This is a genomic window from Paenibacillus campinasensis, from assembly GCF_002272015.1.
Taxonomy (GTDB): Bacteria; Bacillota; Bacilli; order Paenibacillales; family Paenibacillaceae; genus Paenibacillus_AQ; species Paenibacillus_AQ campinasensis.
The window spans coordinates 23,751-39,580 of record NZ_NPBY01000030.1 but is presented as its reverse complement, the minus strand read 5'-3'; the positions used below and the strand labels follow the sequence as shown (position 1 = coordinate 39,580).

Sequence of the window (15,830 nt, the reverse complement as noted above, 5' to 3'; positions counted from 1 at the left end):
GGGTGAAAATGTTGAGCATCAGACCTGAAGAAATTAGCACTTTAATTAAAAGTCAAATTGAGGAATATAAATCCGATATCGCGGTTTCTGAAGTGGGAACGGTGATTCAAGTTAGTGACGGTATTGCTCGCGTTTACGGCCTGGAGAATGCGATGTCCGGGGAACTCCTGGAATTCCAGAGCGGCGTGTTCGGTCTTGCACTGAACCTTGAGGAAAGCAATGTCGGTGTCGTTATCCTCGGTCCTTACTCTGACATTAAAGAGGGCGATCAGGTTAAACGTACCGGACGGATTATGGAGGTTCCAGTAGGGGAAGCTCTGCTCGGCCGCGTCGTCAATCCGCTCGGACAACCGCTTGATGGCAAAGGCCCGATTGAGGCGGCAGCGTTCCGTCCGGTAGAAAGCGCGGCTCCTGGCGTTATCGATCGTAAATCGGTACATGAGCCAATGCAGACCGGGATTAAAGCGATTGATGCGATGGTTCCGATTGGCCGCGGACAGCGTGAGCTTATCATCGGGGACCGTCAAACCGGTAAAACCTCCATCGCCATCGATACAATTCTGAACCAAAAGGGCAGTGGCGTGAAATGTATCTACGTTGCGATTGGTCAAAAACAATCCACGGTAGCTCAAGTAGTGGAAACACTTCGTCGTCACGGCGCCCTTGAGTATACCATCGTCGTTACAGCATCGGCTTCCGAGCCAGCTCCACTGCAATACATCGCACCATATGCGGGCTGCGCGATGGGTGAATATTTCATGTTTAAAGGTGAGCATGCGCTCATCATCTACGATGACTTGTCGAAACAAGCAGCAGCTTATCGTGAGCTGTCCTTGCTTCTCCGTCGTCCTCCGGGCCGTGAGGCTTATCCGGGTGACGTATTCTATCTGCATTCCCGTTTGCTGGAGCGTGCTGCGAAGCTTAGCGATGAGCTTGGCGGTGGTTCGTTGACGGCGCTGCCGTTCATTGAAACACAGGCTTCCGACGTATCCGCATATATCCCGACAAACGTAATTTCGATTACCGACGGTCAGATCTTCCTGGAGTCCGATCTGTTCTATGCAGGTCAGCGTCCGGCGGTTAACGTAGGTATTTCCGTATCCCGTGTCGGCGGTTCCGCACAGATCAAGGCGATGAAGAAGGTTGCCGGCGGTCTGAAGCTCGACCTGGCGCAATATCGTGAGCTTCAAGCGTTCTCCCAGTTCGGGTCCGACCTGGATAAATCGACGCTGGCTCGTCTGAACCGCGGTTCGAAGCTGATGGAGATCCTGAAGCAGGGCGTAAACCAGCCGCTGTCGGTTGAACAGCAGGTTGTCAGCCTGTACACCGCAGTCAGAGGTTACCTCGATGACATCGAAGTTGCCGACGTTCGCCGCTTCGAGAAGGAATTCCTGGAGTTTGTGGAAGGCAACAAACCGGAAATCCTGCAATCGATCACAGATACGAAGGACCTGACTTCTGAAAATGAAGAGGCGCTGAAAGCTGCGATCGAACAATTCAAGAAGGGCTTTGCCGCTTCGGTGTAAGCTCCTCGGGCACACTTTAGGAGGGGAGCCGGGCCTTGAAGTCCGGTATCCTCTTTCATCATATGGAATATAACGGTGGCTGCATTGCCAGCGACAGAATTGATAGATTTGCGAAGTAGCTTTGGCTTTGCCAAAGTTAGGCTTATGCTTACGAAGTAACTTTGGCTCAGCCAAAGTTAAGCTAATGCTTACGAAGTTAGCTTTGGCTTTGCCAAAGCTAAGCAAATGCTTACGAAGTAACTTTGGCTCAGCCAAAGTTTTAAGGTGGTGAAAACATGGCAAGAGGCTTACGTGATATTAAACGGCAAATCAAGAGCATCCAGAACACCAAACAGATCACCAAGGCAATGGAGATGGTCGCCGCCGCGAAGCTGAGAAGAGCGCAGGAGAAGGCAACGGCCGCTCTGCCGTATTCAGATAAGCTGAAGGAAGTGGTTTCCAGCATTGCAGCCGGTACGCAAGGCATTAGCCACCCTATGCTGGAGAAGCGCGAAGTCAAAAAGACCGGTTACCTGGTTATTACGTCTGACCGCGGTCTTGCCGGTGCGTCGAACTCCAACATTTTGCGTAAAGTGTACAATTTCATTTCCGAGCGTCATCAATCCAAAGACGAGTATGCGATCTTTGTGATCGGGCGCAAAGGGCGCGATTATTTCCGCCGTCGTGAAATGCCGGTTGTAGAGGAGCTTACCGACCTGTCGGACAGCCCGACGTTCGGGGATATCAAGTCCATTGCTAATGCGGCCGTGGGGCAGTACGAGCGTGGAGAGATTGACGAGCTGTTTGTATGCTATAACCGCTTTGTCAATGCCTTGACGCAGGACCCTCAAGTGGACCAGCTGCTTCCAATGGAGAACATTGGCGGCGGTGACTCCGCGGCAAGCTATGAATATGAGCCTTCCCCGGAAAGAGTGCTTGAGGTGCTTCTTCCAAAATATGCGGAAACCCTCATTTTCAGCGCAATGCTGAATGCAAAAGCAAGCGAATTGGGAGCGAAGATGACGGCTATGGGAGCGGCTACGAAGAACGCCAGCAAGCTGATCTCCGAGCTGACGCTGACTTACAACCGTGCGCGTCAGGCAGCGATTACGCAGGAAATCTCCGAGATCGTCGCTGGGGCGAATGCTCAGCAATAATTGCACTGAAAATTTGTTTATAACGGATATGCGGCTGAGGTTATGGCCGCGCTAAGAAGATCGTTCGCCGCCTAGAGAGGTGAGCGTGTAGGAGGGAATACGTTAACATGAAAAAAGGACGCGTTGTCAGCATTACAGGCGCTGTTGTTGACATTGAATTTGAACGCGGTCATCTTCCCGAGATTTTTAACGCCATCAAAGTAAGCTCGGAAGGCGATCGCCCCATAAACCTGACTCTTGAAGTAGCCAACCACCTGGGAGACAATCTGGTTCGTTGTATCGCGATGTCTTCGACGGACGGTCTCGTTCGCGGCATGGAAGCTGTTGACCTTGGCGCTCCGATTACGGTGCCGGTTGGCGCTCCAACGCTGGGCCGTGTATTTAACGTGCTTGGCGAGCCTATCGATAATGCAGGGGATGTTGTAGCTGAGATCAACGAACCGATCCACCGTGAAGCTCCTGCTTATGATGAGCTTTCTACGCAAGCAGAAATGCTTGAAACAGGTATCAAGGTTATCGACCTGCTGGCTCCGTACCAAAAGGGTGGTAAAATCGGTCTGTTCGGTGGTGCCGGTGTAGGTAAAACCGTAACAATTCAGGAACTGATTAACAATATCGCACAGGAGCATGGCGGTATTTCCGTATTTGCGGGCGTAGGCGAGCGTACTCGTGAAGGAAACGACTTGTACCATGAGATGAGCGATTCCGGCGTTATCAGTAAAACCGCGATGGTGTTCGGACAGATGAACGAGCCTCCGGGCGCGCGTCTTCGCGTAGCATTGACCGGCTTGACGATGGCGGAATATTTCCGCGATCAAGAAGGCAAGGACGTGCTTCTGTTTATCGACAACATCTTCCGTTTCACACAAGCAGGCTCCGAAGTGTCCGCACTTCTCGGACGTATGCCTTCCGCGGTAGGTTACCAGCCAACGCTGGCTAGTGAGATGGGTCGTCTGCAAGAGCGGATTACTTCCACTAAAAAAGGATCGGTTACATCCATTCAGGCGATTTACGTACCTGCGGATGACTATACGGATCCGGCTCCTGCAACAACGTTCGCTCACTTGGATGCGACAACAAACCTGGAGCGTAAAATTTCCGAGATGGGGATTTACCCTGCCGTTGACCCGCTGGCATCTTCATCCCGTATCCTGACACCGGAAGTGGTAGGCGAAGAGCATTACAACGTTGCTCAAGGCGTGAAACAGATTCTCGCCCGTTATAATGAGCTTCAGGATATCATTGCGATCCTCGGTATGGACGAGCTGAGTGAGGAAGACAAAGCGATCGTTGCTCGCGCACGTCGTGTACAACGCTTCCTGTCCCAGCCATTCCACGTTGCCGAAGCGTTTAACGGTATTCCTGGTAAATACGTGCCGGTTAAAGAAACGGTACGCAGCTTCAAGGAAATCCTGGAAGGAAAGTATGACCATCTTCCTGAAGCAGCCTTCCTGTTCGTAGGTACGATCGAAGAGGCAGTTGAAAAAGCAAAAACATTGTAATCTGACACTATTGTGTTCGGTTGACCGTACCCGTGCGGCTTGATTAGGCCTGTACGCGAGTTTTTCGCGGATAACGGTTAGGAGGGATGGAAGTGAGCACCTTTTTGTTGGAAATCGTAACGCCGGACCGTGTTGTGTACTCGGAACAGGTTAATGGGGTTACGGTTCGCGGTGTGGAAGGGGAACTGGGTATTTTGCCTGGCCACATCCCGTTTGTTACACCGCTTCAGATAGCACCCGTTTATGTCAAGATCGGGAATAACAGACAGCCGTTTGCCGTTCAGGGCGGATTTATCGAGGTGCGCAAGGAGAAGGTTGTTATTCTTGCCGAAAGCGCCGAGAAGGCTGACGAAATCGATCTGGAGCGCGCGGAAGCCGCGAAGGAGAGAGCACAGACCCGTCTGAATGCCAAAGGCAGACAGGACGAAATCGACCATCGCCGTGCAGAGCTGGCTCTGCAAAGAGCGATGAACCGGATCAAAATTTCCGGCAACACCAAGCACTAACATCACCAAGGCAGCAGTTTCTGCGAAAGCGGACTGCTGTCTTTTTTTGTGGGGAGGAGGATACTCTATGTTTAAGTTCCGTGCTAGATTTCCATCAGGAAGCATTTCCTGCGGAAACAATGCCTTAATGATCGAACCGTTCCTCTGTATCCGGACCTCATCGACCTCATCGCAGCACTGCAATCAGCCCTCAACCCACGGATTACTCCTGCAAGATGAGTCGTCAAGTACATATGGTTTTGCTATATATAATAGAAGTTTGAGGTCTAAGAAGGGAACCTAAGTGGGGAATCAAAGATATCAATCTCTTATTCTCTTAAATGTGCGAATCTCCTATGATATCTACCATTCCACTTACTAGAGTCATAGCATAGAATATTCTATCTAAGAGGAAGGGAGGAATCACAGATGGCTGTACTTCTTCCACTGCAAGTGTTCTCGCTGGCCCCTAATGTTGGCAAGTCATACTATGAAAATCTGAATGGAGGCGCGGATGCGGCTGTAACGGTGAACAACTTGTCTGAATTTGATGTTGCGCTCGTGATCACCAGTGTCAACGCGCCTGTTCAAACCTATGTCATTCCAGGCAACAACAGTCTCACCCTGGTTGTGCCTCGGCTTCTGGTGGCTGCGCTGTTGACCGGCGCTGTGCCTGCTTTTGGCACCATTCAGGTGGTGTCTGCACAATTGTAATGGAGAAGAAGCATAACGGAAAGCCGGCCCTGTAGGGTCGGCTTTTTGTTAGCAGCAGAGAATGAATACCGGATAAACATAATAAAAGCAGAGCTGAAAAAGGCGAGAGCTGCAAAGGGAGCTGACAGACCCCATCGAGCGCGCAGTGCTTTGCTGTAGGGAAGCGCCCGTCAACGACATAAGGGGGCTAGCGAGCGTAGTATAAAAAAACGTTTGAACCAAAAGCCCAGATGATACATATTGTATTTTATGACAAGTTTCTTGAATTATTAAGGGAATTTAATTATTTCCGAGGAAATGGAGTGTAGAAAGGTCTGGATTCTTGGCGACTTGCCAAGTATTATAGAAGAGTCGGGCCCTTAAGGGCTGAAACTGTACGAGATGGAGGGAGGAGTATGCGCGAGGATATCCTTGGAAATTCGGTTATGAACACTGTGGGTGTGAATGGACTGATATCCATTATTGTATCATTGGTCTGTATAGCGCTGGCATGGTGGGCTCTGCAGCAAGTAAAGCTGGATTTGGTCGTTCGAAATCCCAAAGGTCCGCAAGGCAAGCTGCTTCATGTGCTGCTGGCCGTGGTACTTGGGCGTTTTGTCGCCCAATTCCTGATTGACTATATTACTTGGAGCCAAATGATCCGATATATATTTTAGCGGGTTTACCGCATTAAATACTCGACATACTTATGTGGGCCGTGAGCCTGATCATAAATGGCATGGAACCGTGAGGCTAAAAGGTGATCCGGAGCGAGCATCATGACGCTGCTGTTTCGTGTGAATAAGGACGATTATCGTCATGTTTGAATTGGCAAGCAAATGGTTATATCTCTGTTAGGCTGCTAAGAGAAGATGTCGAATAAACGTATTTTATTATGTTAACACTGAAAACAAGGATAAGGTCTGGGGAACGAAACCGTGTGACTTCGGGACTATGGCGTTCACCCGGAACAGTTGGGCTTTAGGGGGCAGCCGTGGAAATGAATGGCATCCGCTCACAACCTAAACTGCGAATAACAGGCGTTTCACGGGCGCATGGTTCCATGAATCGTAAATAGTTCAAAAAACGCTTGTACAGCTTAATTCATCGGTGATATGATGAAGCTTAGTGATTTAGCAATGAACTACTCAACTTATTGAATAAAAGGAAAAATATGGACGCGGAGGGAACCATGATGAGCAAATTTATCGTCCGCGGTGGCAAAAGACTGACCGGAAGCGTCAAAGTCAGCGGAGCAAAAAATTCTGTTCTTCCGATCATCGCTGCCTCTCTCTTAGGGGAAGTAGGGGAAAGTGTTATTATGGACGCACCTCCTCTTGACGATGTAATTACAATCAGCAAAGTGTTAGAGTCACTCGGTGCGGGCATTACATACGAGGGCGAAGTGATACGTGTTAATGCAGAGCACATAACATCCTGTGAGGCGCCTTACGAATGGGTGCGCAAGATGCGGGCATCTTTTCTGGTTATGGGGCCTTTGCTGGCGCGTTGTGGCCAAACACGAATTTCCCTTCCGGGCGGATGCGCAATTGGTACAAGACCGATTGATCAGCATTTGAAGGGGTTTGAGGCACTCGGTGCTGACATCAGTCTGGGCCAGGGATATATAGAGGCGAAGAGTAATGGCAGACTGCGCGGGGCGAAGATCTACTTGGATGTTGCCAGCGTAGGAGCCACTGAAAATATTATGATGGCAGCCACATTGGCTGAAGGGGTAACCACGATCGAAAATGCGGCGAAAGAGCCGGAAATTGTCGATTTGGCCAATTACCTCAATGCGATGGGAGCCAAAGTTCGCGGCGCCGGTACCGGGGTCATCCGAATCGAAGGGGTTGAGCAGCTGCACGGTGTTCAGCATAACGTCATTCCTGACCGGATTGAAGCAGGCACCTTCATGGCCGCTGCGGCCATTACGGGCGGAGACGTCTATGTCGAAGGCGCTATTGCCGATCACCTGGGACCTGTCATTTCCAAAATGGAGGAGATGGGAGTCACTGTCCTGCCGGATGAGAACGGAATTCGCGTCATTGCCGACAAGCCGCTCAAGTCCGTGGATGTGAAGACACTCCCTTATCCAGGATTCCCTACGGATATGCAGTCTCAGATGATGGCGCTGCTGCTTGTATCCGAAGGTACAAGTGTCGTGACGGAAACGGTGTTTGAGAACCGGTTCATGCATGTGGATGAATTCCAGCTGATGAATGCGGAGATCAAGGTAGAAGGCCGATCTGCGATCGTGACGGGCGGAAGCAAGCTGCAGGGCGCGAAGGTGTGCGCGACAGACTTGCGCGCCGGTGCGGCGCTTATTCTGGCTGGTCTCGTAGCTGAAGGTACGACGGAAGTTAGCGGTGTGCATCATATTGACCGGGGTTACGTGGACCTGGCTGAGAAGCTGTCGGGGCTTGGTGCCGATATTTGGCGGATTTCGGCGGATGAAGCACCGAAGCCAGTGTCGCCGTCGACTCCTGTCGAAGCGAAGGACACACCGGTCTTGAAAGTACAGCCAACCTGGGTATAAATCCGGTTCGTTATTTTATTTATTACTGAAGTGAGAGAAGCTCTGCCGTTTGCGGCAGGGCTTTTTTTGTACATATATGATTTGTGCAGTACAGATGAAGGACAGACATTATAAGCTGAGGGTGAAGTACCATGGGGGGCCGTTGTCTCCCAATAACCTGGGGTGATTTGTATGATATGTCGCACAAAACTCACTTATACTCGATGAAATGGCTGGGTTTGTAGATTTGGCGCACAAAATCGGAGGGTTGGATGGGGTGACGAGCATATTTGTATGATGGATCGTATAAGTTGCTTGTCATCCTGGGATTCCGTATAGACCTTATACGATAAATCGTACAAAGTCATCGTGGTGAAGCGCGTAGGCCCCGATCATGCTGCCTGAGCAGAGTGAATGGGGATTTTATTGTAGTTGTTACATCCAGGAAGGTTCCTTTGGCCTTCTCGATGCATATGCGGCATTGATGCCGGCGTATGCCGAGCCTTCTTTCTTAAATGACGATTGGTCAACGATGAAGTGCTGTTGTCTTTATCCCCTAATTGCTCGAATGGCTCCCTTCTGCCGCACCCGTTCGACCAGCCGCATTTCGCTCCGGGGCGCCTTACCCGGGTTACTCCATCGCCGCATCCCTTCTACAACCCATCCCTCGCACATTGTTTATGGAATATATATCGAGGAGCGTTCCCAAACTGAGGATATAGGTATCTATTTCAAGTCATCTACTTAAGGTCATCTACTTTTCTCTTAAACAGGTTCTATCAAATGGCCGGGCCCCATAATTATAAGTAGAACGAGCCGTCACGGCAGGATGCAGCAATTGCACAGGAGGGAAGACAGATGAAAGATTCGAAGTATCGGATTCATGTAGCCTTGCATCAGGAGGAAGCGCAGCGAGTGGGACCGGATGATAGGAAGCTTGAGGCCCGCCGCGTGGAGACGTCGAAGGATCAGGGAGCAAATGTGCTCACGTGGCGGTTCCCGAGCGAGCAGGCTGCACAGCCGGGGCACCCGGCTGCCGATCAGCATGCAGGCGAGCGAGGGCCGGCAGTCACGCGGGCGCAGCCGCGTGACGCCGCGGGGACGCCGGACGCCTCCGGCATGTCCGGCGCTGCCTCCCGGGCGGCCGTGCCGCCGCCCGGGAGCCGGGCCGGGGCGGCTCCTGCGGATGCCGCCCCAGGCGGCGGGCCAGCGGCACAGCCGGGCCCGCCCCTCGCGGCCGAGCCGCCGCGCCTGGCGCAGCCGGCGGCGGCTGGCCGCGTCCCGCGCGGGGGCCGCACGTTCCGTGCGCGGCCCTCGCGCGCCGGGCGCCGCGGCTTCGCTGCGCGGCGCGGCACGGCCGCCCGCCCGGGGCGGCGGGTGCGGGTGCACCCGGCCCTGTGGGCGGTGGCCGTGCTGCTGGCCCTGGCGCTCGCGCTGCCGCTGCTTGTGGTTGACCCCGGCAACCACAAGCAGGCGCCGCTCCCGCCGGGCCCGGCCCCGCTGCCGTCCGCGGAGCCTAGCGGCGCGGACGAACCGGTGGTGTCCGTCTACCTAAGCGCGACGGACACCGTGGAGGAGCTCCCGCTGGAAACCTACCTAGTCGGCGTGCTCGCCGCCGAGATGCCGGCCGAGTTCCAGCTGGAGGCACTCAAGGCGCAGGCCATCGCTGCACGGACTTACATCGTGCAGCGGCTCGCGTCCGGCGACCGCAGCGGCGTGCCGGACGAGCGGGCGCTGGTGACCGATACGGTCAGTCACCAGGCCTACATCTCCAGCGAGCGCCTGACCAAGGAATGGGCCGGCGCCGGCAAGGAAGCCGAGCTTGCCAAGCTCGCCCGGGCCGTTAAAGAAACCGAAGGCGTGGTCATGACGTATGAGGGAAAGCCGATCACGGCTTCTTTTTTCTCGACCAGTAACGGCTATACTGAAAATTCAGAGGATTATTGGAAGAACGAGATTCCTTACCTGCGGAGCGTAGCGAGTCCCTGGGACCGAGAGATCTCTCCTAAATATGAGGATACGGTGACGATCCCCCGGTCGGAGTTTCTATCGAAACTCGGGCTGTCCGAGGGAGCCGTTCCCGTCGCTGCAGGAGGAGAGGGAGCCTCTTCTTTCATCAAGATCCTATCTTATACGCAAGGCAAACGGATTGAGAACGTGAGAATCGGAGGGAAGACATTCACGGGCAGGGAAGTAAGAGAGAGACTCGGGCTGCGCTCCAGCCAGTTCAGCTGGAAGGTGGAGGACGGGAACGTCGTCATTACCACTTACGGATATGGCCATGGCGTAGGCATGAGCCAGTATGGGGCCGAAGGAATGGCACGGGAAGGGCGTACCGCCGAAGAGATATTGGCCCACTACTATACGGGCATTTCTTTTGATAAAACTTCAAATCTTCTGTCTTCAAAAAAATAATAGACAAATACGTATAAAAGAGTTGGCCCCGGTAACAATGGTTACTGAGGTGATAGCCAATGAATGAACAGAACAAAAATACCAAACCCCATGAAGAAGCTCCTAAAACCAATCAGGGAGATCAGGCGCAAGCGCCGGCTTCATGGAAGAAAGTGTTGTCCAAACGGTGGGTGTTCCCGGCAGCATACTTAGCGGCAGCGGCAATTATACTAACCCTCGTGTGGGTCTACCAGGACGCCAGCCAGAAAGAGTTGAAGCCGCTAGAGAACGCGTCGGAGGTTTCCAGCACGGCCACAGGTTCAGAGCTTGATCCAGCAGCCGAAGGTCAGAATAACGAAGCTGTTGAAGTGGTTGCCAATGCCGAGGATATGATCTGGCCGGTAGCCGATGATGCAGCGGTTAACGTCGTGAAGCCTTTCTTTGACGAAAGCGATCCGGAGACGCATCAAGCAGCGATGGTTCAATACAACGATACGTTCAGTCCGAACCTCGGCATTGACCTGGGAACGGAAGACGATCAGTCCTTCGAAGTCAGAGCTGCGCTCAGCGGAAAAGTAACGCATGTGGAGAACCATCCAATCAACGGTTACGTGGTTGAGATTACCCACCCGGGCGAGCTCAAGACCGTATACCAAAGCTTGACGGATGTAAAGGTTGAACAAGGCGCTGAGGTGAAGCAGGGCGACGCGATCGCCATGGCTGGCCGCAGCGAGTATGAGAAGGACCTGGGCAACCACGTACACTTTGAAGTGTATGAGAACGGGAACCTGGTGAACCCTTCGAAGCTGCTTCCGCAGCGCTAAGCTTGTCCTTGCATCCATAACGAAATGCGCCCACCGCGCACATGATTCAGGCAGGAACATTTGGTTCCTGCCTTTTTTCTTTGCTCATTTGCAGACGAAGCTGAAAACCCTTCCCCCGCCTTGGTTTTTCGCGTTGTGGTCCAAGCCCTGACCCGGCATGTCCGGAAAATAAATGGGCCCGGGCAAGCTTGTCAGCCCGTGAAACCGCGAATATCCCGTCATGCCCCTCATATAATGTACCAAACTATCCACACAGTAGGGAGGCGGGAGCGTGCACGATTACATCAAAGAGCGGACCATTAAGATCGGACGCTGTATCGTGGAAACGAGGCATACGGTTCGAACAATTGCCAAAGAGTTTGGCGTGTCGAAGAGCACGGTGCATAAGGATCTAACCGAACGTCTGCCGGAGATTAACCCGGACCTGGCGGATCAGGTAAAGCACATTCTCGAGTACCACAAGTCCATCCGTCATTTGCGAGGCGGAGAAGCGACCAAGATCAAGTACAAAAAAACCGGCAGCAACCGTGAGCCGGTAGCTACGGCAAAATCCTGAGTTTTTTAGGGCTCAGGTCGCTAGATTGTCGTTGAATCCCTCCCCTAAAGTATGATATGTTAAAAGCTGGTATAGGATCGAATTATGGGACCTGATTTGCCGAAGATCATCATGAAATGCAGGATTTTGTCGAGAATCGGAAACCGGCGCAGTGTACACAGACTCTTTACCATAAAATAATTACTTTGGGGGCTTTTCATGATGTTGAGCAAGGATATTGGAATCGATCTCGGGACAGCAAACGTGCTTATTCACGTAAAAGGGAAGGGGGTAGTGCTTGACGAACCTTCCGTAGTCACTATTGAGGCCGACACCAAACGAGTCCTTGCCGTAGGAGAAGAGGCGCGGCGTATGGTCGGGCGAACTCCTGGCAACATTACGGCGATCCGCCCGCTGAGGGACGGGGTCATCGCCGATTTCGAAATTACAGAAGCCATGCTGAAGTACTTTATTGATCGCGTAGGCGGACGCAGCTGGTACAGCCGGCCCCGCATTCTGATCTGCGCACCGACGAACATTACCTCGGTGGAGCAGAAGTCGATTCGGGAGGCAGCTGAGCGCAGCGGTGCCCGGGATGTTTTCCTCGAAGAGGAGCCGAAGGCGGCAGCAATCGGAGCAGGCATGGACATTTATCAGCCAAGCGGTAACATGGTCGTGGATATCGGGGGCGGCACGACAGACGTAGCCGTCCTGTCCATGGGCGATGTCGTCACCGCCTCTTCGATTAAAATCGCAGGGGACAAGTTCGACGAAGCGATCACGAAGTACATCAAGCATAAATATAAATTGTTGATCGGGGAACGGACAGCAGAGGATCTGAAAATTGTGATCGGCACGGTTCGCCCGGGCGGGCGCCAGGCGGAGATGGATATCCGGGGCCGGGACATGGTTTCGGGCCTGCCGCTGACGGTGACGGTTTCCTCGTCAGAGGTGCAGGAAGCGCTGTGGGACCCGGTGTCCTCCATTGTACAAGCAGCCAAGTCGGTGCTGGAACGCACGCCGCCGGAGCTGTCGGCGGATATTATTGACCGCGGTGTCATTCTGACAGGCGGAGGCGCGATGCTTCACGGCCTGGACGAGCTCTTGACCGATGAGCTGCGGGTACCGGTCCTCATTGCAGAGGATCCGATGCACTGTGTGGTAAAGGGTACGGGAATTATGCTTGATAATTTGGACAAGGTCGTTAAGAAAAACTTCTAACCTTCCGATATATAAAGTAATCATTCATCAATATGCATCGTTGATATGGACCTTGAATTTGGAAGGGAGTGCCTCCATGATAAGAGGATTGTATAATGCAGCTTCCGGGATGATCGCCCAGGAGCGCAGGCACGATACGGTAACCCAAAATATCGCCAACATCAATACGAACGGATATAAGCAGGTGAACAGCGTTCAGCGCACCTTTCCGGAGATGCTGATCTCCATGATCGGGGGGAACGCTCAGAATCCGAACCGTCAGGTGGGAAGAATGAGCACCGGCGTTTTTGCCGAAGAGAGCATCTCGATGCATCTTCAAGGAGCGCTTCGGGAGACCGGGAAGACCACGGATCTCGCGCTGGTCACCAGCCTCGAATTGTTGAATCCGGCAACCGGCGAGAATTATCCTTTTGACGCTTCGGGCAAATACGTGAATGAGAATGGCGATGTGGTCTACCGTCCGGAAGGATTTTTCACGGTACAGAACGCAAACGGTGATGTTTTATACACAAGAGATGGCAGCTTCCGCGTCAGTCCGGAAGGAAATCTGATCACCTCCGGCGGTTATCAGGTGCTGGATAACAATAACAACCCGATTGTGTTGACAGGCCCGGTCTCGAACCTTAAAGTGAATGAACAAGGACAAATCGTGGACGCGGACGGAAATGTGGATGCAACGATCGGAATCAGCGTTGTGCAGCAGCCGCATCAGCTAATCCGGGAGGGTGAAGGCGTATTCCGCTTGAGAGACCAGAATGGCAGCGAAGTTCGCTGGCTCGCCGCCGAGGACAATGCGGTGATCCGCCAAGGGTATATTGAGGCTTCGAATGTGGATCCGGCACAAGCGATGGTAGATTTGATGGCCGCTTTGCGTGCTTATGAAACGAACCAGAAGGTGGTTCAATTTTATGATAAGTCACTTGAGAAAGCGGTCAACGAAATCGGCAGAGTCTGATCATCTCGTTTGAAATATAGCGGAGCTGCATAATTGCAGCTTTCATTGAAGTAAGCTAACAGGAGGTTAGTGATGAACAACTCCATGATCAGTGCCATGGTCTCCCTGAACACCCTCCAGCAGCGTCTGGATGTGATCGCGGACAATTTGGCCAATCAGAATACAGTCGGCTATAAGAAGAAGGAAGCGTCCTTCGAGGATGTTCTGACCCAGGTTCAGCGGCATCATCAGGATTTCAGCAGACCGGGCCGGGCGACGCCGCCGGGCTTCACGCTCGGGTATGGCATGAAGCTGTCTTCAATCACCCAGAGCATGGAGCAAGGCCAGCTTCTGGAGACGGGCTATCCGCTCGATCTGGCGATCCAGGGCAACGCGATGTTTGTCGTGCGAAGCGGAGGCGAACTGCGTTATACCCGTGATGGCAGCTTTAACCTGGTGCCTGATCCAACCGCCGATGGCAATCTGCTGCTTGTGGATGCCAAGGGCAATCCGGTGCTGAACACCAACAATGCTACAATCTCCATTCCGGATAACGGCAAGGTAGCGGTGGATGAAGAGGGACGGATCCTTGTTGAAACGGCTGCCGGCCGGACGGAGGCTGGCCAGCTTCGCTTGGTCGAGCTGCAGCGGCAGGATGGTCTGGTGCCGATGGAGGACAATCTGTATATGATCGGCAATGGCCTGGCGGAAGGGGATGTGTTCGATCTGGCACCGCCTGCGGATGGCATGCGCCGTTCCACGGTGTCTTCCGGGTTTCTTGAACAGTCCAACGTCAATATGGCGGATGAGATGACCCGCATGATGGAAGTGCAGCGGGCATATCAACTGACCGCACGCGCGCTATCGTCCAGCGATACGATGATGAACCTTGCCAACACAATGCGAGGGTAGGTGGGCTTCCCATGAGTGAATCGAAGGAGAATAACCGCCCGAGAACATCCGGGTGGAAAATCACGCTTCGGATTATGGTGCCGGTGCTGATGGTGCTGGCCTTGTTCGGAGGGATGACCTTCGGCTATGTTGTTTTAGGCAAGCAGGAGCTCAGCGAGGTTTTTGAATGGAGCACGTGGCGGCATGTGTATGATCTGATCTTCGCGCCGTAACGGAGGTGAAGAGATGTGGAGCCTGTCCGGATCCCCGGATGGATTCCAGTGGACACGCCGCATATGGTAACCTTATGGCAATTTACAGAAACTCCCCTTTAAGGGAGTTTTCTTTTTTTTCGGTTAAACGGTATAATGGGATGGGACTTAGCATTCTTTCGGGTGAGGATGAGTGCGCGGTAAAAGGGCCTTCCCCATGAACAATAATGTCGAAGGAGAAAGCCCCTTATCTTAACCTTCACGTCTGCAGTCATGAAGGATATTACTCATTTTTTCCGTAAACCTGTGAATTTATGCAAGGCTCTTTTATTCTGTCGAAATTCGAGATTTTTGATAGCCCGAGACGTTCCTGTGAGCTGCTTTTGACAACCTATTCGGATCAGGCAGGAAACGATATTTTTTTCAAACGCCCTCGCTGGCGGGTAAGTACATAAGGTGGATTTTGCAAAAGTCCAGGTGTGATGTTTTGCATCTTCCTGAAGGAGGAAATACCGTGTTGAACATTAAACAAATTCAAGAGATTATTCCGCATCGCCCTCCATTTTTGCTGGTGGACAAAATTGTGGAGATCGAGGATGGCAAACGCGCCGTCGGGATTAAAAACGTAACGATTAACGAGCCTTTTTTTGTCGGACATTTTCCTGAGTATGCCGTTATGCCGGGTGTGCTGATCGTTGAGGCGCTGGCTCAGGTCGGTGCTGTAGCGATTCTGAACGTAGAGAGCAACCGGGGCAAGCTGGGCTTCCTTGCGGGGGTGGACGGCTTCCGTTTCCGTGGACAAGTTGTTCCTGGAGACACGCTTCGCCTGGAAGTTGAAATAGTTCGTCTTAAAGGTATGATCGGAAAAGGAAAAGCGACGGCTACCGTAGACGGCCGCGTGGTTGCCGAAGGCGAGATTATGTTCGCGCTGGCGGATAAGGAGTAATTCCATCATCACT

Annotated in this window: 15 protein-coding genes; all 15 read left to right on the top strand. The window is 52.7% G+C overall.

Annotated features, from left to right (window positions below):
- The first annotated feature begins 11 nt into the window (after positions 1-11).
- Positions 12-1,526 carry a F0F1 ATP synthase subunit alpha gene (gene atpA / locus CHH67_RS09505; RefSeq protein WP_095264934.1) on the top strand — a complete coding sequence of 505 codons (1,515 nt, stop codon included), beginning with the start codon at positions 12-14 and terminating at the stop codon, positions 1,524-1,526.
- 275 nt (positions 1,527-1,801) lie between these two features.
- A complete protein-coding gene (gene atpG, locus CHH67_RS09500) occupies positions 1,802-2,662 on the top strand; it encodes an ATP synthase F1 subunit gamma (protein ID WP_095264933.1) in 861 nt (286 codons plus the stop codon).
- A 107-nt stretch (positions 2,663-2,769) separates the two neighbouring features.
- Positions 2,770-4,164, top strand: a complete 1,395-nt coding sequence (gene atpD / locus CHH67_RS09495) for a F0F1 ATP synthase subunit beta (protein WP_095264932.1) — start codon at positions 2,770-2,772, stop codon at positions 4,162-4,164.
- A 92-nt stretch (positions 4,165-4,256) separates the two neighbouring features.
- A complete protein-coding gene (locus tag CHH67_RS09490) occupies positions 4,257-4,670 on the top strand; it encodes a F0F1 ATP synthase subunit epsilon (RefSeq protein WP_095264931.1) in 414 nt (137 codons plus the stop codon).
- 408 nt (positions 4,671-5,078) lie between these two features.
- Entirely contained in the window at positions 5,079-5,363 is a 285-nt protein-coding gene (locus tag CHH67_RS09485) for a hypothetical protein (protein WP_095264930.1), read from the top strand.
- Between the two features lie 395 nt (positions 5,364-5,758).
- On the top strand, positions 5,759-6,019 hold the full coding sequence (locus CHH67_RS09480) for a DUF1146 family protein (RefSeq protein WP_176475558.1): 261 nt from the start codon (positions 5,759-5,761) through the stop codon (positions 6,017-6,019).
- 518 nt (positions 6,020-6,537) lie between these two features.
- Positions 6,538-7,881 (top strand): UDP-N-acetylglucosamine 1-carboxyvinyltransferase, encoded by a 1,344-nt coding sequence (gene murA / locus CHH67_RS09475; protein ID WP_179292092.1) that lies wholly within the window; start codon positions 6,538-6,540, stop codon positions 7,879-7,881.
- A gap of 1,356 nt (positions 7,882-9,237) precedes the next feature.
- Positions 9,238-10,275 carry a stage II sporulation protein D gene (gene spoIID, locus CHH67_RS09470; RefSeq protein WP_244908138.1) on the top strand — a complete coding sequence of 346 codons (1,038 nt, stop codon included), beginning with the start codon at positions 9,238-9,240 and terminating at the stop codon, positions 10,273-10,275.
- A gap of 59 nt (positions 10,276-10,334) precedes the next feature.
- Complete coding sequence (locus tag CHH67_RS09465; RefSeq protein ID WP_095264929.1) at positions 10,335-11,078, top strand: M23 family metallopeptidase; 744 nt, start codon at positions 10,335-10,337, stop codon at positions 11,076-11,078.
- Between the two features lie 271 nt (positions 11,079-11,349).
- Positions 11,350-11,634 carry a sporulation transcriptional regulator SpoIIID gene (gene spoIIID, locus CHH67_RS09460; RefSeq protein ID WP_009594246.1) on the top strand — a complete coding sequence of 95 codons (285 nt, stop codon included), beginning with the start codon at positions 11,350-11,352 and terminating at the stop codon, positions 11,632-11,634.
- A gap of 201 nt (positions 11,635-11,835) precedes the next feature.
- On the top strand, positions 11,836-12,834 hold the full coding sequence (gene mreB, locus CHH67_RS09455; protein ID WP_176475564.1) for a rod shape-determining protein: 999 nt from the start codon (positions 11,836-11,838) through the stop codon (positions 12,832-12,834).
- Between the two features lie 76 nt (positions 12,835-12,910).
- Positions 12,911-13,789, top strand: coding sequence for a flagellar hook-basal body protein (locus CHH67_RS09450; protein WP_095264927.1), 879 nt, complete (start codon positions 12,911-12,913; stop codon positions 13,787-13,789).
- A 72-nt stretch (positions 13,790-13,861) separates the two neighbouring features.
- Entirely contained in the window at positions 13,862-14,680 is an 819-nt protein-coding gene (locus CHH67_RS09445; RefSeq protein ID WP_095264926.1) for a flagellar hook-basal body protein, read from the top strand.
- 11 nt (positions 14,681-14,691) lie between these two features.
- Entirely contained in the window at positions 14,692-14,892 is a 201-nt protein-coding gene (locus CHH67_RS09440) for a DNA-directed RNA polymerase subunit beta (RefSeq protein WP_095264925.1), read from the top strand.
- 493 nt (positions 14,893-15,385) lie between these two features.
- Positions 15,386-15,817, top strand: a complete 432-nt coding sequence (gene fabZ / locus CHH67_RS09435; protein ID WP_095264924.1) for a 3-hydroxyacyl-ACP dehydratase FabZ — start codon at positions 15,386-15,388, stop codon at positions 15,815-15,817.
- Positions 15,818-15,830 lie beyond the last annotated feature (13 nt).